The organism is Dermacoccus nishinomiyaensis (assembly GCF_900447535.1).
Lineage (GTDB): Bacteria > Actinomycetota > Actinomycetes > Actinomycetales > Dermatophilaceae > Dermacoccus > Dermacoccus nishinomiyaensis.
In genome coordinates this window covers 671190-689710 of record NZ_UFXX01000001.1, presented here as the reverse complement: position 1 = coordinate 689710, position 18521 = coordinate 671190, and the positions used below count along the sequence as shown (strand labels likewise).

Below are 18521 nucleotides of genomic sequence, written 5' to 3'. Positions count from 1 at the left end.
ACCCATGACCGACACCACGGCGACTCAGCCGATGCCGCCGATCGCTCGTCGCGTGCCGACGCAGCGCACCCACCACGGGGACGTCTTCGTCGACGACTACGAGTGGCTGCGCGACAAGAGCAACCCCGACGTCATCGCGCATCTGAACGCGGAGAACGCCTACACCGACGCCGTGCTCGCGGCGCAGGAGCCGCTGCGCGAGCGTCTCTTCGACGAGATCAAGTCGCGCACGAAGGAGACCGATCTGTCGATCCCGGTGCGCGACAAGGACTGGTGGTACTACACGCGCACCCTCGAGGGAAAGCAGTACGGCATCAGCTGCCGCGCACCGTACCGTGACGGTGAGGCCCGTCCGACGCCGCGGCCGGGGGAGGCGCTCGCGGGGGAGCAGGTGCTGCTCGACGGCAACGTCGAGGCCGAGGGCAAGGAGTTCTACTCGGTCGGCGCACTCGCGCTGACGCCCGACCAGAACCGGCTCGCCGCGCTCATGGACTTCGCGGGTGACGAGCGCTACGCCGTCACGGTGCGCGACATCGCCACGGGCGAGACGATCGAGGAGAGCGTCACCGACGTCGGGTACGGCCTCGTGTGGTCGGCTGCGGGGGATGCGTACTTCTACACGCGCGTCGACGAGTCGTGGCGCCCGCACCAGGTGTGGCGTCACGTCGTCGGCACCGACCCGAGCGAGGACGTGCTGCTCTACCAGGAGGACGACGCGGCCTTCTGGCTCGGCATCGGCGGCACGCATGACGATCGGTGGCTCATCCTGTCGATGGGGTCGAAGAACACCTCCGAGTTCCACCTCATGGATCTGCACGACGAGGCCGCCGGCTGGCGCGTCGTGCAGCCGCGCACCGAGGGGCTCGACTACGACATCGAGATCGACGGGGACCGGCTCTACATCGTGCACAACCGTGACCGCGTCGACTTCGACGTGGCCGTGGCGCCGCTCGCCGACCCCGGCGTCGACAACTGGCAGCCGTTGCTCGTGGGCGCCGAGGGCGAGCGCATCCTCGGGGTCTCCGCCTACCGCGACTTCATGCTCGTCGGGCTGCGCGCCGGCGGCCTGCCGACCGTGCGGCTCCTGCCCAAGGAGGGCGACGGTTTCGGGGCGGCGCGCGAGCTGCCGTTCGCGGGGGAGCTCACCGTCGTCGGTGTCGGGGCGAACCCGACGTACGAGGCGACGACGCTCATGGTCGCAACAGAGTCGTTCATCGAGCCGCGCGCCATCTACGACTGGGACACGACGACGGACGAGGTGACGCTGCTCAAGCGTCGCGAGGTGCTGGGCGGCCACGACCCGGCCGACTACCAGCAGCACCGTCTGTGGGTGACGGCTCCCGACGGCGCCCAGGTGCCGGTCTCGCTCGTGGCGCACCGCGACGTCACGCCCGACGGGACGAACCCCGTGCTGCTGTACGGGTACGGCTCGTACGAGTCGTCGATCGACCCGTATTTCTCCGTCCTGCGGCTCAGCCTGCTGCAGCGCGGCGTCGTGTTCGCCATCGCGCACGTGCGCGGTGGCGGTGAGATGGGCCGATCCTGGTATCTCGACGGGCGGCTCGAGCACAAGAAGAACACATTCACCGACTTCGTCGCGGCGGGGCGTCACCTCGTCGAGACGGGGTGGGCGGCCCCCGATCGCCTTGCGGCCGAGGGTGGTTCGGCTGGCGGCCTCCTCATCGGCGCGGCGATCAACGAGGCGCCTGAGCTGTTCTGCGCCGTGCACGCGCAGGTGCCGTTCGTCGACGCGTTGACGACGACGCTCGACCCGTCGCTGCCGCTGACGCAGGGGGAGTGGGAGGAGTGGGGCAACCCGCTCGCCGACCCGGACGTGTACGCGTACATGAAGAGTTACACGCCGTACGAGAACGTCCGCGACGTCGACTACCCGTCGGTGCTCGCGACGACGAGCCTCAACGACACGCGTGTGTTCTACGTCGAACCCGCGAAGTGGGTGCAGATGCTGCGCCGCACCGTCACGAGTGACCAGAACGAGCGACCGATTCTGCTCAAGACCGAGATGGTCGCGGGCCACGGCGGCGTCAGCGGGCGGTACGAGGCGTGGAAGGAAGCGGCGTTCGAGACCGCGTGGATTCTCGACCGTCTCGACGCGTCCGAGATCGTGCACCCAGCGTCCGCCAACGTCTGACTCACGCCCTGAGAAATCGGCACCCTGGGGAAGTGAACCCCGTTCTTGCGCCCAAGTGCACCCGGGTGCACTTGGGCGCAAGAACGGGGGCTGCATCTCTTGGGCACGACGCGAGTCGCGCCGGCTCAGGTCGAGGACGGGCCCGCTGCGCCAAGCCGTCGGCTATCACTCCTGAGCTGAGCGCGCCTCGACGGCTGCACGGATGCGCGGATGCGTCGTGTTCATGCCGGCGACGAGGTTGGCCTCGAAGTGGTCCTCACCGCCGAGCACCTTGTCGACGAGCAGCGCCGACACCTTCGACGTACCGCTCGGCGGCACGTCACGTCGCTGCGTCAGCACGGTGCCGCCGTCCTGCGGCGTGAGCGTGAAGCTCCACGTCGTGCCGTTGTCGAGCACCCGGAAAGCGACGCGCTGCAGGTCGTGAAAATCAGTCACCTTGGCACGCGTCGGCCACCACAGATTGCCGTCACGATTGACGTTGAGCATGAACGTGCCACGGCGGATCGGGCCCCGCGCAATCACCTTGCGACACTGCGGTGACCACTGCGGCATCCGCCGCAGGTCACTGACGAGCGGCCACACCTGCTCCGGGGGAGCAGCGATGAAGATCTCAGATTCGAGGTTGTCAGCCATGACGCCCACCGTAGCTGGCCGTTGGTCATCCTCCTCGGCTACGGCGGGGCTGGCGTTGAAGATCGGTTCAGATGACCATTTTTTCTCCGGCATCTGAACCCGCTCGGCCACGACAGAGGGCCCGGGGGGGCAGCTCGCTCACGCTCGCTGCCCGCCTCGGGCCCTCAACCTTCGCCTCCAGATGCAAAGGTGGTTCAGATGACCATTTTTTCTCCGACATCTGAACCCGCTCGGCCTTTGCCTCCCAGGCTCAGATGTCGTAGTACATCTCGAACTCGTGCGGGTGCGGACGGAAACGAATCGGGTCGATCTCGTTCAGACGCTTGTACTCGATCCACGTCTCGATGAGGTCCTCCGTGAACACGTCACCCTCGAGCAGATACTCGTGGTCGGCCTCGAGCGCGTCGAGCACGTCACCGAGCGAACCCGGAACCTGCTGAATGGCCTCGTGCTCCTCGGGCGGCAGCTCGTACAGGTCCTTGTCGACCGGCTCCGGCGGCTCGATGCGGTTCTTGATGCCGTCGAGGCCCGCCATCAGCTGCGCCGCGAAGCACAGGTACGGGTTCGCCGACGGGTCCGGGACACGGAACTCGACACGCTTCGCCTTCGGCGATGTGCCCGTGATCGGGATACGCACGCACGCGGAACGGTTGCGCGCGGAGTACACGAGGTTCACCGGCGCCTCGTAACCCGGTACGAGACGGTGGTAGGAGTTGACCGTCGGGTTCGTGAACGCGAGCAGCGACGGCGCGTGCTTGAGCAGACCACCGATGTACCAGCGAGCGATGTCCGACAGGCCACCGTAACCACGCTCGTCGTAGAACAGCGGCTCGCCGTCCTTCCACAACGACTGGTGCGTGTGCATACCCGAACCGTTGTCGCCGAACAACGGCTTCGGCATGAACGTCGCCGAGCGTCCGTTCTGGAACGCGACGTTCTTGATGACGTACTTGAACTTCATGACGTCATCACCCGACTGCAGCAGGGTGTTGAACTTGTAGTTGATCTCCATCTGACCGGCCGTGCCGACCTCGTGGTGGCTGCGCTCGACCTCGAGGCCGACCTCGTGCAGCTTCAGCACCATCTCGTCGCGCAGGTCGGCGAAGTGGTCGACGGGCGGGACGGGGAAGTAACCTCCCTTGTACCGGGTCTTGTACCCCAGGTTGCCGCCCTCTTCGACGCGGCCCGTGTTCCAGGCCGCCTCGATCGAATCGATGTAGTAGTAGCCGGCGTTCTGCTTCGTCTCGAAACGCACGTCGTCGAAGACGTAGAACTCGGCCTCGGCGCCGAAGAACGCCGTGTCGGCGATCCCCGTCGACTTCAGGTACGCCTCGGCCTTCGCCGCGATGTTGCGCGGGTCGCGCGAGTACTGCTCGCCCGTGAACGGGTCGACGATCGAGAAGTTGATGATGAGCGTCTTGTACTCACGGAACGGGTCCAGGTAGGCCGTCTGCAGGTCCGGGATGAGCTTCATGTCGGACTCGTGGATGGCCTGGAAACCGCGAATGGACGAGCCGTCGAACATCTGGCCGGTCTCGATCGCCTCAGCGTCGAAGCTCTCGGCCGGGATGTTGAAGTGCTGCATGACGCCCGGCAGGTCGCAGAAGCGGATGTCGACGAATTTGACGTCCGCATCCTCGATGAACTTCACGACCTCTTCAGCGGTCTTGAACATGGATCCTCCTGACTGGGGTGTGCGATGCCGGTCGACACCACACCACGTGTTGCCCATGATGCTAGGACCCCCCGATTACCCGGGCATGGCCCTCATGTTTCGTCGGTGTTACGAAACATGTGAACAGTTCACGCCGGTCGGCGCACGGCGCGCGACCACCCCTCCAACCTATCCAGGCACCTCACCTCTAGTCTTGGAGGGCGCGCTACGACTCACAGTGCGAGACACCACCGAACGGAAACGAACGTGCCCCCAGCTGCCCCCCTCGCCGATGCCGACCCCGCCGAGAACCGCCCCGTCGAGGGCCCCGGTTCCTTCGCGCGGCTGGCCCCGCGCGCCGTCGCGCTGCTCATCGACTGGGCGCTCTGCTCCGTCATCGCCATGGGGTTGCTGGGCTACCGCTGGGGCGGGAGCGGCGCCGAGGGCTTCAAACCGCTCGCCGTCTTCGCCGTCGAGAACCTCCTGCTCGTCAGCACCCTCGGGATGACGCTCGGGCACCGCGTCATGGGGATGCAGGTGCAGCGCGTCAGCGACGGCGCCGCCCCCGGTCTACTCGCCGGCGCAGTCCGCACCGTGCTGCTCTGCCTCGCGATCCCCGCCGTCGTCACCGACTCGAGCGGACGCGGGCTGCACGACAAGCTTGCCGGCACCGTCATCGTCCGTACGCGCTGAACTCGATGCGACATTGACGCTCGCCGCGCGCACGCCCCAGGCAGCATGACCTTCATGGCACGACCCATGCGGGTTGCCCCGCCTCACGCCCCGTCACCCGGATGGGACGACATGCATCGCCGCGTCGCACCACGTGGGCGCGGGAACAAGCGACAAGCCCCAGAACACACGAGAGCCCGCCACCTCGAGGTGGCGGGCTCTCGTGTTCGTGCGTGGAGGCTCAGCGGCCACGCATCGCGGCGCGGTTGACGCGTGCCTTCGTGGGGTCGATACCGGCCGGAGCTGCGGGGCGGCCCGACCCAAGGGCGCGCAAGCGCTTGGTGATGCGAGCGGCCTCGTCGTCGGTGAGCACCTTGGGCATCTTCTGCATGTCCTTCTGCAGACGCTCGACGGGGACGGAGCCCTCGTCGGTGCCGACGCGCAGCGTGTGCACCGGAACCTCGGGGCCGAGCACCCGCGTCGTGCGCTTGTTCTCACTGGAGAGCAAACGCTCGGCCATGCCCTTGGGGCCTTCCGCGACGAGCACGACGCCCGGCTTGCCGACGGCGCGGTACACCATCGCGGCACCCGAGAGGTCGCGCACCTGGCGGTTGCGGCCCATGTCGACGCCGACGGGCTCCTGCTCGACGAACCAGCCCTTGCGCAGCGACGACATGACGGCGACGCTCGCGCCCGGCTGACCCGAGATCGACTTGTAGATCGCGGTGTTCGCGCGGCGGGCGAGCACGAGCAGTGCGGCGAGCACACCCAGCAGCACGCCGATGATGCCGAGGTAGATCGGGTGGCCGATACTGAAGCCGATGATGAGCAGCAGCACGAACACGAGCGCGAACGCACCGATCATCCACGCCAGCAGCGCGGGGTCGTTGGCGCGCGCCGTCTCGAACACCTGACGGAACTGAGCGGAGCGGCCCGGCTCCTTGGCCTCGCCTCTCGTGCTCGACGCACCGTCGGCCTTCGTGGCGCCGCCGCTCGAACCGCGGCGGAACCGCGACTTCTTGGGCTCGTTGGTGGGGGAGGTTGATGCCATGGGGTCAGGATACGCGGGTCTCGGCGCGGGCCACCAAAGACGCAGCTTCCTGACGCGCCGGCGACGACGCCGCCTCCGCGAGGTGCAGCAGGTTCTCCGGCAGCTCCTGGCCGCGCTTGGCCATGACCTGGGCGTACAGACGGCCGGCTCGGTAGGAGGAACGCACGAGCGGTCCCGCCATGACGCCGGAGAAACCGATCTCCTCGGCACGCTCGGACCAGTGCACGAACTCCTCCGGCTTGACCCACCGGTCGATCGGGTGGTGCAGCTTCGAGGGGCGCAGGTACTGCGTGATCGTGATGATGTCGCAGCCCGCCTCGTGCAGGTCGACGAGCGCCTGGTCGATCTCGTGCTCCTCCTCACCCATGCCGAGGATGAGGTTCGACTTCGTCACGAGCTCCTGTTCGCGCGCCATCGTCAGCACCTTGAGCGACTTCTCGTACGTGAACGCCGGGCGGATGCGTCGGAAGATGCGCGGTACCGTCTCCAGGTTGTGGGCGAACACCTCGGGGCGGGCGTCAAAGACCTTGCCGACGAGCTCGGGGACGGCGCCGAAGTCGGGCGGCAGGATCTCGACACCCGTGTTCGGGTTGAGTTCGTGGATGAGGCGCACGGTGTCGGCGTACAGCTGCGCGGCACCGTCGGGCAGGTCGTCGCGCGCGACGCCGGTGACGGTGGCGTAGCGCAGGCCCATCTCACGGACGGACTCGGCGACGCGGCGCGGCTCGTCGAGGTCGAGGGCGGACGGCTTGCCGCTCGCGATGTCGCAGAAGTCGCAGCGTCGCGTGCAGGTGTCGCCGCCGATGAGGAACGTGGCCTCACGGTCCTCCCAGCACTCGAAGATGTTGGGACAGCCGGCCTCCTGGCACACGGTGTGCAGGCCGCCACCCTTGACGAGATTCTGCAGCGAGTTGTACTCCGGGCCCATCTTCGCCGTGGTGCGGATCCAGCTCGGCTTTCGTTCGATGGGCGTTTCGGCGTTGCGCGCTTCCACGCGCAGCAGTCGACGGCCTTCGGGCGCGACGGTCACAGAAAAGCACTCCTCGGCTTGGCGATTGAGGGCGACACGGCGCGAAGATGCGCGCCAGCGCTCAGAACAACAGCGTACGCGGGTGAAAACTTCCCCACGAGTACGCGGACGGCGCTCATGCCGCCTTCGACGGGGCGACGATCGCCGACAGGTGACGCTCCACGACCGGGAGCACCTCGGCGACGGTGACGTCACGACCGACCTCGCGGCTCAGTGTCGTCACCCCGGCATCGGCGATGCCGCAGGGCACGATCGTCTGCGTCCACGACAGGTCGCAGTCGCAGTTGAGCGAGAAACCGTGCATCGTCGCGCGCTTCGAGACGCGCACGCCGATGGCGCCGATCTTGCGGTCGGGGCCCTTGTCGTCGGCGAGCACCCAGGTGCCGGAACGTCCCTCCACGCGGTCGGCGTCGACGCCGAACTCGGCGCACACGTCGATCATGAGCTGCTCGAGGCGACGCACGTGCGCGACGACGTCGATGGGGATGGGCAACGCCATGATCGGGTAGCCCACGAGCTGACCCGGACCGTGCCACGTGATCTTGCCGCCGCGGTCGACGTCGACGACGGGCGTGCCGTCGAAGGGACGCTCGTGCGCCTCGGTGCGCTTGCCCGCCGTGTAGACGGGGGAGTGCTCGAGCAGCAGAACCGTGTCCTCGCCGCCCGCGACGACGTCGGCGTGGACCTGACGCTGCACCTCCCACGCCTGCTCGTAGTCGACGAAGTCAGGGGCGAAGCCGAGGTGCTGGATACGCATCCCCCGAGCCTACTCTCCGACACGCCGCGACGGCCGCCGGCCTGCCTGTGGATAACTCGACGCACGCTTCGGCCCTCCTGGGCGACAGTGGAACCAGTGACGCCGACCGCGGCGCCCCTCGCACGCCGAACCCAGGAGTCACCATGCCCGACGCCACCGCACCCACGATCGCCGGATACACCATCGAAGCGCGCATCGGGCAGGGCGGCAGCTCGTCGGTGTGGCGCGCCACCGGGCCGCAGGGCACCGTCGCGATCAAGGTCGGCACGGAACCCGCGATCACCGCGCGTTCGGAATGGCGGATGCTGCGGCGCCACGCGGGGCCCCACGTCGTCGAGGCCCTCGATCTCACGACGAGCGCCGAGGGCCACAGCGCGCTCGTGCTCGAGTACATGGCCGGCGGCAGCCTCGACGACGTCGTGCGAGGACGCGGCGGACTCACCGTCGGCGAGTGCGTGACGGCGCTCGCTCCGGTCGCGGCGACCATGGCGGGTTTCCACGACCGAGGATGCGTGCACGCCGACCTCACCCCGTCCAACATTCTCTTCGACCACCAGGGACGCCCTGCGATCGCAGACCTGGGGGCCACGCGTGTCGCGGCACGCGCCGACGGGGCCGACTGGGCCACCTACGGGTTCGTCGCTCCCGAGATCGTCGACGGCGAACCGCCCAGCGCGGCGGCCGACGTGTACTCCTTCGGGGCGCTCGCCTGGTTCTGTCTCCTGGGGACGCCGCCGCCCGTCGCAGCGCTGCGGCCGCACCTCGTCGACGTCCTGCCCGACGCGCCGGACGCGCTCGTCGACCTCATCACGGCGTGCCTCGCACAGACGCCGTCGTCGCGCCCGCACGCCGCGGAGCTGGCGACCCGGCTGCGCGGTGTCGCCACCGCACGCCCGGTGCCCGTGCCGACCGCCGTGCCGATTGGCGAGGGGAGTGACACCCCTGCCGTTGGTGAGTCGATCACGCGACGACTGCGGGACGAGGCGCAGCGGCGGCAGTTCCTCGAGCCGGCCGACGCGGAGCGCCATGGGTCGTCACTCAGGGGCGGACGTCGTGGGCGACGGGGGCGTCGTGGCGCTGAAACCCGCGGCGAGGTCGGGGGAAGACGGACGTGGCGTCCAGGGGCCGTCGACGCTGGGCGACGTGCTGACGCGGCGGGCGCGTGCTGGAGAGCTGGTCGCTGGGTGCCCGCGGCGCTGCTGGGGGCGTGCGTCGTCACAGCAGCAGCGATGTGGCCCGTTCACGCAGGCGGAGACTCGGCGAATGACGCCGGATCTTCGACGAGCGCGGCCTACGCGCGCGCCAACCCTGGTGTGACACCGGCGAACTCGACGACGTCCTCGACGGCGGTGACGCCCGCACCGCCGTCGAAGACGATGCCGAACGCGGTGTCGCCCTCGACCAACCCGGAGGCGGGGACGGCGGTGCCCGCGTCCGGTGCGAAGACGCCCACGATGACGGCTCCGACGCGTCAGGAGGTCGTGGCGCTGCTCGACTGCCGGGCCAAGGCCTGGTCGACGTTGGATCGAGAAGGCCTGGGCCGGTGCCTCGTGCCGGGCTCGGCTGCTCACACGCACGACCTGCAGGCCTTCACGCGGGCGAGCGCGCAGGGCGCGTCGTACGACGGCCTCGGCTACGCGATCGGCGCGCTGACGCCGACGTCATGCAGCGGTGGCCAGGTGTGCCTGACGAGCCGAATCACGACGTCGGGGTACGACGTCCGCACCAAGACCGCGAGCGAGCGTGTTGCTGCGCGTCACGATGACGTCCGGCTCGTCCTCAGCCACGACGGCACGGGCTGGCGCATCTCGTCCTGGTCAGCGAGCTGAGGCGCATCTCCGCCATGAACCGGACGAGAGCGCGCCACGCGCCCGATCAGCCTCCCGACGCGCGCCGGTCAGAGCGCCGACGCGACGAGCCGGTCGAGCGCCTGGTCCTGGTTCTCGTCCTGCCAGTCGAACCCGGCAGCTTCGAGCACGTGGGGGCGTACCCGCGTCGACGCGGTCACCTGGTCGGCCATCTCACCGAGGACGAAGCGCAATGCCCCCTTCGGTACGCGCAGGGCAGCGGGGCGCCGCAGCGAGCGCGCGAGTGCCTGTGCGAGATCGGCCTGCCGACTCGCGCGCGGTGCGACGAGGTTGACGGGCCCGACGACGTCGGGGTGGTCGAGAAGAAACACCAGCGCGCGCACCTCGTCACGCAGCGTGATCCAGCTCCACCACTGCCGCCCCGAACCCAATGGGCCCCCTGCGCCCAGCCGCGTCGTCGTCAGGAGGGGAGCGAACGCTCCGGCCTCGCCCGTCATGACGAGACCGGTGCGCGCGAGGGCGACGTCGTGGCGCTTCGCAGCCCTCATCGCCGCAGCTTCCCACTCGATGCAGACGCGAGCGAGGAAGTCTTCCCCGGGTGCGCTCGTCTCGTCGAGCACCTCGTCACCGCGATCGCCGTAGAAGCCGATCGCCGAAGCCGAGACGAGACGAATCCGTTGGGGCACCTCCGCCAGTGCGTCGGCGAGCCTCGACGTCGTCTCGATCCGCGACTCGCGAATCGCGTCCTTGTACGCGCGGCTCCACCGATGATCCCCGACGCCCGCCCCGGCCAGGTTGACGACCGCATCGACGGTGGCGAGCGTCTCGACCAATCGGCTGTTCGAGCTGCGGGCCTCGGGCAGCGTCACCTCGCCGGGTGTGACCGCCGGTCGTCGGACGATCCGGATGACGGTGTCGCCGCGGCGACGCAGACATGATGACAGCGCACCGCCGATCACTCCGGAGGAACCGGTGATGGCGATGCGCTGTCCAGTCATGCGGTCAGACTAGCCCGCGACGATCACACCTCGAAGGCGCCCTCTTCCAGGCGAGCCTTGATGGCCGAGAGGAAGCGACCGGCGTCGGCGCCGTCGACCACGCGGTGGTCGTAGGTGAGGACGAGGTTCATCATCTGACGGATCGCGATCGAGTCGTTGCCGAACTCATCGGTGACGACGACGGGACGCTTGACCATCGCGCCGGTGCCGAGGATGGCGACCTGCGGCTGGTTGATGATCGGGGTGTCGATGAGCGAACCGTTCGAGCCGATGTTCGAGATCGTGAACGTGCCGCCACCCAGCTCGTCCGGCGTCACCTTGTTGTCACGCGTGCGAGCGGCGAGGTCGGCGATCTTCTTCGCGATGCCGGCGATCGACAGGTCACCCGCGTCCTTGATGACGGGCACGAGCAGGCCGCGCGGCGTGTCGACCGCGATGCCGATGTGCTCGGCGTTGTGGTAGATGATGTTGTCACCGTCGACCGAGGAGTTGACCTGCGGGAACGCCTTGAGCGCCTCGACGACAGCCGTCGTGATGAACGGCAGGTAGGAGAGGTTGACGCCCTCGCGAGACTTGAAGCTCTCCTTGTTGCGCGCACGGATGCTCGCGACCTTCGTGAGGTCGACCTCGACGACGGCCGTCAGCTGCGCGGACACGGCGAGCGACTCGACCATGCGCTGCGCGATGACCTTGCGCAGACGCGACATCTTCTCCGTCGTGCCGCGCTTGGCCTGAGCCTCGGCGGACGGCTGCGGCGTCGTCGTCGACGCGGCCGGGGTGGAGGATGCTGCCGGAGCCGCGGCGGACGCAGCCGGGGCGGCCTCCTGCTTCGGCTCCTGGGCCTTCTTCGCGGCGTCGAGGACATCCTGCTTACGGATGCGGCCACCGACGCCGGTGCCCGTGATCGTCGACAGGTTGATGTTGTTCTCGGCCGCGATCTTGCGCACCAGAGGCGTGACGTAGGTGCCGGAGTTGTCGACCTTCGTCGACGTCTCCTGCTGCTTGTCGGAGCCGGCGCCGGCCTTGGGGGCCTCGTCCTTCGGCGCCTCGCTCGCCGACGACTCGGCCTTCGGGGCTTCCTTCTCGGCGGCCTCGTCGTCCTTGACCGGGGCCGGCGTCTCGTTCTTCGACTCCGCGGCCTCGACGGCCTCGTCCTGCTTCTTCGAGTCGACCTCGTCCTGGTTCTTCTGCGCCTTCTCGGCCTCGGCCGAGTCGTCGGAGGAACTCGAACCGGCCGAGCCGCCGATGACGGCGAGGTCGGCGCCGACCGGCACCGTCTCGTCCTCGGCGACGAGGATCTTCGTCAGCTTGCCCGCGACGGGGGAGGGAACCTCGGTGTCGACCTTGTCCGTGGAGACCTCGAGCAGGGGCTCGTCAACGGCGACGTCGTCGCCCTCGGACTTGAGCCAGCGCGTGATCGTGCCCTCGGTGACGGACTCGCCGAGCGCGGGCATCGTCACCTTCTCGCCGCCGGAGACCTCAGCAGCGGAGTCGTTCGAGGAGTTCGAGCTCTCGGACGCCTGCGGCGCGCTCTCGGCGGCCTCGTCCTTCATCTCGTCGGCCTCGGCCTGCGGCTCGGCTTCCTGCGAGTCGTCGGAGGAGGAGTCGGAACCGGAGTCGGACGACGCGGGAGCGTCGCCGTCACCGATGACGGCGAGGTCGGCGCCGACCGGCACCGTTTCATCCTCTTCGACGAGGATCTCCTGCAGCGTTCCGGCGATCGGCGACGGAATCTCCGTGTCGACCTTGTCCGTGGAGACCTCCAGCAGCGGCTCGTCAACGGCGACGGTGTCGCCGACGTTCTTCAGCCAGCGGGTCACGGTGCCTTCGGTCACCGACTCGCCGAGGGCCGGCATGGTCACGCGGTCAGACATGGGTGGAGGTCTCCTCAATCCAAAATTCACTTTGGTTTCGCGGATGAAGTTGTGAACTCCGGGGCACTTCGCAGCGAGCGGATCTCCCCGATCAAGGCCATCTTGTCACTCGCGGACGGGGTTGCGGAAACCCGCCCCGAATACCCGCGGGTAGGAAAACGGCCGTTCCCACCCGCGGGCCTGCTCGATCAGGCGCGAGCCAGCTCGACGAGGGTGCGGACGGCGAAACCGGTGCCGCCCTTGGGGTTGACGCCGTAGGGGCTGCCCTCGTTGAACGCGGGCGCCGCGATGTCCATGTGGATCCAGTCGATCTGCTCGCCGTTCTTCTCGCCGATGAACTCCTTGAGGAACATCGCCGCGGTGATGAGCCCACCCATGCGCTCGCCGGTGTGCTTGAGATCGGCCACCTCGGAGTCGATGCTCGGGCGCAGGTGCTCGAGCAGCGGCATCGGCCACATGTGCTCGTCGACGCGCTCGGAGGCCGCGATCAGTTCGTCGCGCACCTCGTCGTTGTTGCCGACGATCGCCGCCGTGCGGTTGCCGAGCGCGAGCACGGCCGCGCCGGTGAGCGTCGCGATGTCGATGATGAGATCGGGCTCCTCCTCGGTGGCGTAGCACAGGCCGTCAGCCATGACGAGGCGCCCCTCGGCGTCGGTGTTGTCGATCTCGACGGTCGTGCCGTCGTGCATGCGGATGACGTCGCCGGGACGCTGCGCGTCGGCGCCCGTCATGTTCTCGGCGAGGCACAGGTAGCCCGTGACGGCGACCGGCAGCTCGAGCGCGGCGACGGCCTCGAGGAAGGCCGCGACGGCGGCAGCGCCGGCCATGTCGCACTTCATCGTCGCCATGCCGTTGGCGGGCTTGATGCACAGGCCGCCGGAGTCGAACGTGATGCCCTTGCCGACGATCGAGATGTGCTTCGTCGCCTTCGCGGGCTTGTACGTCAGCGTCACGAGGCGCGGCGGACGCGCCGAGCCGCGGCCGACGCCGATGAGGCCGCCGCACTCGGCCTTCGCGAGGGCCTTCTCGTCCATGATGTCGACCTTGACCTTGGTGCCCGACATGCGCTTGCGGACGATGTCGGCGAACGAGGCGGGGTTGAGGTCGAGCGGCGGCATGTTGACGAGGTCGCGCGCCCAGTTCTGCGCGGTCACGACGGCCGCCGCGGTCTCGACGCCCGCGAGGGCGCCGGACGACTTCGCGTCGGTGACGAGCAGCGTTGCCTTGGCGAGGGCTTCCTTCGGCTTGCTCTTGTACGCGGTGTAGGCGTACGCGCCGAGGGCGATGCCCTCGCAGATGGCCTGGACGAGGTCGTCGGCGACCGCGGGGAAGGCGAAGACGGCGCTCGAGGTGCCCGTGAGCGAACGCGCGGCGGCACCGGCGGCGTCACGCAGCGCGGAGGCCTTCGTCGGCGCCTGCTCGGCGTCGACGCCCGAGCCGACGGCGATGACGAGGCCGCTCAGGTCGCCGGCACCCGACAGGCGCAGCACCTCGTCGGCGCGACCCTTCGCCTCGAGCGTCGCGAGAGCCTCGTTGAGCGCCTTGACTGCGGCGGGGGAGACTCCGACGGGGTCGATGACGCGGGCGCCGTCCTTCGTCGGTGCGGTGAGGACGACGGTGGCGTCGGCTGCGATGGCGTCCGCGCTCTTGTCGCTGAGGGTGATGTCGACCATGTGGGGCCCCTTTCGTGGGTGATGCCGAGGTCATCGGCGTGCGTGCTGCTGGGCCGAGCTTAACGGCCCGTAGGACGCGGTGGGCGCGGTAGGTTCGAGGCATGACTGAGAACAAGCTCTCGCCCCTCGACGAGCGTCACCGCGCCCTCGGGGCGAAGATGGCCGACTTCGGAGGATGGGACATGCCCATCGAGTATCCGGGCGGAGGTGTCGTGCGCGAGCACACCGCGGTGCGTGAGCGCGTCGGCATCTTCGACGTGAGCCACCTGGGCAAGGCGACGGTGAAGGGTGCCGGCGCGCTCGACTTCGTCAACTCGTGCCTGACGAACGACCTGCGCAAGATCGGGCCCGGCCAGGCCCAGTACACGATGTGCTGCGACGAGAGCGGCGGGGTCGTCGACGACCTGATCGTCTACGTCAAGGCCGAGGACGATCTGTTCCTCATCCCCAACGCCACGAACACGGCCGAGGTCGTGCGCCGCCTCAAGGAGGCCGCGCCGGAGGGTATCGAGGTCGCCGACGCGCACGAGGAATACGCCGTGCTCGCCGTCCAGGGTCCCAAGTCCGACGAGGTCGTCTCCGCACTCGCTCTGCCCGTCGACCACGACTACATGAGCTTCGACGAGGCCGACTGGCAGGGCCGCCCCGTCACCGTGTGCCGCACCGGCTACACCGGTGAGCGCGGCTACGAACTCGTCTGCCGCTGGGACGATGCCCTCGCGCTGTGGGACGCCCTCGTCGAGGCCGCGGCCCCCTACGAGGGTCTGCCCTGTGGCCTCGGGGCGCGCGACACCCTGCGCACCGAGATGGGATACCCCCTGCACGGGCAGGATCTCTCGCTCGACATCACGCCCGTGCAGGCGCGCTCCGGCTGGGCCGTCGGCTGGAAGAAGGACGCGTTCTGGGGCAAGGACGCCCTGACCAAGGAGAAGGCCGAGGGCCCGCGCCGCATCTCGCGTGGCCTCAAGCTCACCGGCCGCGGCATCCCGCGCGCGCACTGCATCGTGCGTGACGCCGAGGGCGCTGAACTCGGCGAGGTGACGTCCGGGACGTTCTCGCCGACTCTCGGCATGGGCGTCGCGCTCGCGCTCGTCTCGCCAATGCTCGCCGAGGGCGACCAGGTCGTCGTCGACGTGCGTGGTCGCATGCTCGAGGCCGTCGTCACGAAGCCGCCGTTCGTCGAGGTGCAGACGCGCAGCAGCTGACGCGATGAGCGCCTCCCGCCTCGGCGGCGTCTCCTCTGACGACATGACGAAGGGGGCTCGCACCGGATGGTGCGACCCCCTTCGTCATGCGTTCGTTCTGGACGTGCCGAGGTGAGGCGCGTCAGGCGACCGTGTCGCCCCGCTTCACCGTCGGACGGGGGAAGCGCAGGCGGCGCATCTGCATCGAGCGCGTCACCGCATAGAGGGCGCCGCCGCGCGGCACGGCACCGAACTTGGCGATGAGGTCCTTCTTGATGCGGCGCCACAGCAGGGCAGAGTCGATGAGGCCCGCGAGCACGATGACCCACACGAGCGCCAGGGTGATGGCGGCCAGCTTGGGCAGCAGGAACCACGAGAAGATCAGGATGAACATGAGCGGCATCGCGACCTCGCCCAGGCTGAGGCGGGCGTCGACGCGGTCACGGATGTAGCGCTTCTCGGGGCCGCGGTCGCGCAGCGGCAGCGCGGATTCCTCGCCACGATCGGCGGCTGCGCGCTGCTGGGCGCGCGCCTCGCGTGCGCGCTCCTTCTCTGCCGCCTTGGCTGCCTTGCGGTCGGTCTCGACGAGGGGGCGCCGACGAGCGGCCTCCTGGTCCCTGCGCTTAGGCGTCGGGCGGTTCTTCGCACCGGGGCGCGGAGTGTGCGCCGCATCATTCGTCGGGGCGGCCGGCTCGCGCGTCGCATCCTTCTCGACCGCGGTGGCTCCGACGGCGGTGGCGCCGCTGCTCGTCTTCTTCTTCACTGCTCGCACCCGCGCCACTTTACGTCACGCCCGCGCGCCTCCCATCCCCGACACGGGCGCGCGGGGGATACCGTGGCGGCTGTGACTGCCACCGTGAACGCGGGCGCCCCGGAGGATCTCCGCCAGCGCATCGCCACCCTCATGCCCGGCGTCGTCGAGGACCTCAAGGCCCTCACGCGCATCCCCAGCGTCTCCCTCGGATCGTTCGACCAACAGCACGTCGACGACTCCGCGCGCGCCGTCGCGAAGCTGCTCGAGGCCGAGGGGATGGACGTCAAGGTCGTCTCCGAGGGCGGCCGCCCGGCCGTCATCGCGCACAAGGAAGGACCCGCAGGGTCGCCGCGTGTCCTCATGTACGCCCACCACGACGTCCAGCCCCCCGGTGACGACGCCGACTGGCAGAGCCCGCCGTTCGAACCGACCGAGCGCGACGGTCGCCTCTACGGCCGCGGCGCGGCCGACGACAAGGCCGGTGTCATGGCGCACATCGCCGCGATCCGCGCCTGGGGCGACGACCTGCCCTGCACCGTCACCCTCTTCATCGAGGGGGAGGAGGAGATCGCCTCCGACTCCCTGCCCGCACTGCTGCGCACGTACGCGGACGAGCTGACGTCCGACGTCCTCGTGCTCGCCGACTCAGCGAACTGGGCCGTCGGCACGCCGGCGCTGACGACGACCCTGCGCGGCACCGTCCGCGCCGTCGTCACCGTCCGCACCCTGGCGCACTCGGTGCACTCGGGCATGTTCGGGGGCGCCGTCCCCGACTCGCTGACGACGCTGTGCCGCCTGCTCGCAACGCTTCATGACGACGCGGGCAGCGTCGCCGTCGCCGGGCTGGACTCCGACGAGAACGTCGACATCGACTACACGCCCGAGGAGCTGCGCCGCGACGCCGGCATGCTCGAGGGCACGCAGCTCATCGGCACGGGCCCGCTGACCGCGCGGTTGTGGCGTGGGCCGAGCATCACCGTCATCGGGCTCGACGCGACGGGCGTCGACGTCGCGAGCAACACGCTCGCGGCGAGTTCGCGAGCCAAGCTGTCGCTGCGCGTCGCCCCCGGGCAGGACCCGCAGGCCGCCTACGAGGCGCTCGCCGAGCACCTGCGCTCCCACGCACCGTGGGGTGCGCAGGTGGAGGTGGAGCTCGAGGAGATCGGTTCCGGTTTCGACGCCGACGCCACCGGCCCGCTCTACGACGAGGCCCGCGCCGCCTTCCGTGACGCCTGGGGCAGCGACCCCGTCGACGTCGGCATCGGCGGCTCGATCCCGTTCGTCTCCTTGTTCGCGGAGATGATGCCCAACGCTGCGCTGCTCGTCACCGGTGTCGAAGACCCCGACACCCGCGCGCACGGCGCGAACGAATCGCTGCACCTCGGCGAGTTCGCGAAGGTCTGCCTCGCCGAGGCGGTTCTCCTGCAGCGCGTCGCGAAGGCCTCGGACGGCGCGTGACACCGGGCGCTCGACGACGACGGGTGAGGCCTGCGTGATGGCGCGTGGCCTCACCCGCTGTCGGGTGCCTGTGGTGAAGGCCGGGGTCAAGAGCCTCATCCATCCCGAGGGGGCGATGTCGGGACATGAATGACGACCTCATGCTGCTGAGCGCCGTCGTCGGTGCCGTGTGCGCGCTGGCAGGCTGGTTGTTCGGCCCGTTGCGTCATGCCGTGACCGCGGTCCACGAGGCGGGGCACACCCTCGTCGCTCTTCTCGCGGGGCGCAGCGTCCGCTCGGTGCGGCTCAACCGTGATTCGTCAGGTGAGGCGGTAAGCGTCGGCCGACAGGGTGGGCTCGGCGTCGTGCTGACCCTCCTGGCCGGGTACCCGGCGCCCGGGATCGTCGGGCTCGGGGGTCTGGTCGCCCTGCGCGCAGACCAGGCGCGGATCTGGCTCGTCGCCGGCGCCGTTGTCGTCGCACTCATGGCACTGCTCCTGCGCAACGCGTTCGGCGTCGTCGTCATCGCGTGCGTCGGGGCGTTGCTCGTCGCGACGCTACGTTGGGCCTCCGATCCCGTCACGAACGTCGTCGTGGCGAGCGCGTCGTGGTTCCTGCTCGTCGGCGGGCTGCGCTCCGCGCTCGAGCTGTTACGCCCCCACGTCGGGCGTGACGACGCGATGGAGCTCGCGCGCGTCGGTCACGTCCCTGCGTTCGTCTGGCGGTTCGTGTTCTTGCTCGCCGCCATCGCGTGCCTGACGGCGGCTGCCGCCGTCGTCGGAGTGCTCGAGCCGGTCCGCTCGTCACTGGCGCGCCTCGGCGGCGCGTAAGGTGGGGCGGGAAC

Annotated in this window: 15 protein-coding genes; 6 read left to right on the top strand and 9 right to left on the bottom strand. The window is 69.3% G+C overall.

Annotated elements, in window-relative coordinates:
* Positions 1 to 4: 4 nt before the first annotated feature.
* Complete coding sequence (locus DYE07_RS03345; RefSeq protein ID WP_006946554.1) at positions 5 to 2152, top strand: S9 family peptidase; 2148 nt, start codon at positions 5 to 7, stop codon at positions 2150 to 2152.
* Between the two features lie 165 nt (positions 2153 to 2317).
* Here the strand turns inward: DYE07_RS03345 and DYE07_RS03340 are convergent, their stop codons facing one another.
* On the bottom strand, positions 2318 to 2785 hold the full coding sequence (locus DYE07_RS03340) for an SRPBCC family protein (protein ID WP_040014932.1): 468 nt from the start codon (positions 2783 to 2785) through the stop codon (positions 2318 to 2320).
* 250 nt (positions 2786 to 3035) lie between these two features.
* Positions 3036 to 4460, bottom strand: coding sequence for a type I glutamate--ammonia ligase (gene glnA, locus DYE07_RS03335; RefSeq protein WP_115296338.1), 1425 nt, complete (start codon positions 4458 to 4460; stop codon positions 3036 to 3038).
* Positions 4461 to 4706: 246 nt separating this feature from the next.
* Here glnA and DYE07_RS03330 point away from each other — a divergent pair, with 246 nt between their 5' ends.
* Positions 4707 to 5132, top strand: a complete 426-nt coding sequence (locus tag DYE07_RS03330; protein WP_062258745.1) for an RDD family protein — start codon at positions 4707 to 4709, stop codon at positions 5130 to 5132.
* Between the two features lie 220 nt (positions 5133 to 5352).
* On the opposite strand, the gene DYE07_RS03325 is transcribed toward DYE07_RS03330, so the two are convergent.
* The 3 genes from DYE07_RS03325 to lipB all read right to left on the bottom strand — a co-directional run bounded on the left by DYE07_RS03325 (position 5353) and on the right by lipB (position 7949).
* On the bottom strand, positions 5353 to 6162 hold the full coding sequence (locus tag DYE07_RS03325; RefSeq protein ID WP_006946616.1) for a DUF4191 domain-containing protein: 810 nt from the start codon (positions 6160 to 6162) through the stop codon (positions 5353 to 5355).
* Positions 6163 to 6166: 4 nt separating this feature from the next.
* On the bottom strand, positions 6167 to 7192 hold the full coding sequence (lipA, locus tag DYE07_RS03320) for a lipoyl synthase (protein WP_006946581.1): 1026 nt from the start codon (positions 7190 to 7192) through the stop codon (positions 6167 to 6169).
* Positions 7193 to 7307: 115 nt separating this feature from the next.
* Positions 7308 to 7949, bottom strand: coding sequence for a lipoyl(octanoyl) transferase LipB (gene lipB, locus DYE07_RS03315; RefSeq protein WP_006946636.1), 642 nt, complete (start codon positions 7947 to 7949; stop codon positions 7308 to 7310).
* 143 nt (positions 7950 to 8092) lie between these two features.
* Here lipB and DYE07_RS03310 point away from each other — a divergent pair, with 143 nt between their 5' ends.
* Positions 8093 to 9778, top strand: a complete 1686-nt coding sequence (locus DYE07_RS03310; protein ID WP_074045454.1) for a serine/threonine-protein kinase — start codon at positions 8093 to 8095, stop codon at positions 9776 to 9778.
* Between the two features lie 68 nt (positions 9779 to 9846).
* Here DYE07_RS03310 and DYE07_RS03305 read toward each other — a convergent pair whose 3' ends face one another.
* From DYE07_RS03305 to DYE07_RS03295, 3 genes are all read right to left on the bottom strand, one after another.
* Positions 9847 to 10755 carry a TIGR01777 family oxidoreductase gene (locus DYE07_RS03305; RefSeq protein ID WP_006946521.1) on the bottom strand — a complete coding sequence of 303 codons (909 nt, stop codon included), beginning with the start codon at positions 10753 to 10755 and terminating at the stop codon, positions 9847 to 9849.
* 23 nt (positions 10756 to 10778) lie between these two features.
* On the bottom strand, positions 10779 to 12629 hold the full coding sequence (gene sucB / locus DYE07_RS03300) for a 2-oxoglutarate dehydrogenase, E2 component, dihydrolipoamide succinyltransferase (RefSeq protein WP_115296337.1): 1851 nt from the start codon (positions 12627 to 12629) through the stop codon (positions 10779 to 10781).
* Between the two features lie 188 nt (positions 12630 to 12817).
* The gene (locus DYE07_RS03295) at positions 12818 to 14302 is read right to left on the bottom strand and encodes a leucyl aminopeptidase (protein WP_115296336.1); all 1485 of its coding nucleotides are present in this window, start codon (positions 14300 to 14302) and stop codon (positions 12818 to 12820) included.
* 101 nt (positions 14303 to 14403) lie between these two features.
* Here DYE07_RS03295 and gcvT point away from each other — a divergent pair, with 101 nt between their 5' ends.
* Positions 14404 to 15507 (top strand): glycine cleavage system aminomethyltransferase GcvT, encoded by a 1104-nt coding sequence (gcvT, locus tag DYE07_RS03290; RefSeq protein ID WP_115296335.1) that lies wholly within the window; start codon positions 14404 to 14406, stop codon positions 15505 to 15507.
* 121 nt (positions 15508 to 15628) lie between these two features.
* Here gcvT and DYE07_RS03285 read toward each other — a convergent pair whose 3' ends face one another.
* Positions 15629 to 16258, bottom strand: a complete 630-nt coding sequence (locus tag DYE07_RS03285) for a DUF3043 domain-containing protein (protein ID WP_006946565.1) — start codon at positions 16256 to 16258, stop codon at positions 15629 to 15631.
* Positions 16259 to 16330: 72 nt separating this feature from the next.
* Here DYE07_RS03285 and DYE07_RS03280 point away from each other — a divergent pair, with 72 nt between their 5' ends.
* Both DYE07_RS03280 and DYE07_RS03275 read left to right on the top strand, forming a co-directional pair.
* Complete coding sequence (locus DYE07_RS03280) at positions 16331 to 17698, top strand: dipeptidase (protein ID WP_006946573.1); 1368 nt, start codon at positions 16331 to 16333, stop codon at positions 17696 to 17698.
* A gap of 125 nt (positions 17699 to 17823) precedes the next feature.
* Complete coding sequence (locus DYE07_RS03275; protein WP_115296333.1) at positions 17824 to 18507, top strand: M50 family metallopeptidase; 684 nt, start codon at positions 17824 to 17826, stop codon at positions 18505 to 18507.
* Positions 18508 to 18521 lie beyond the last annotated feature (14 nt).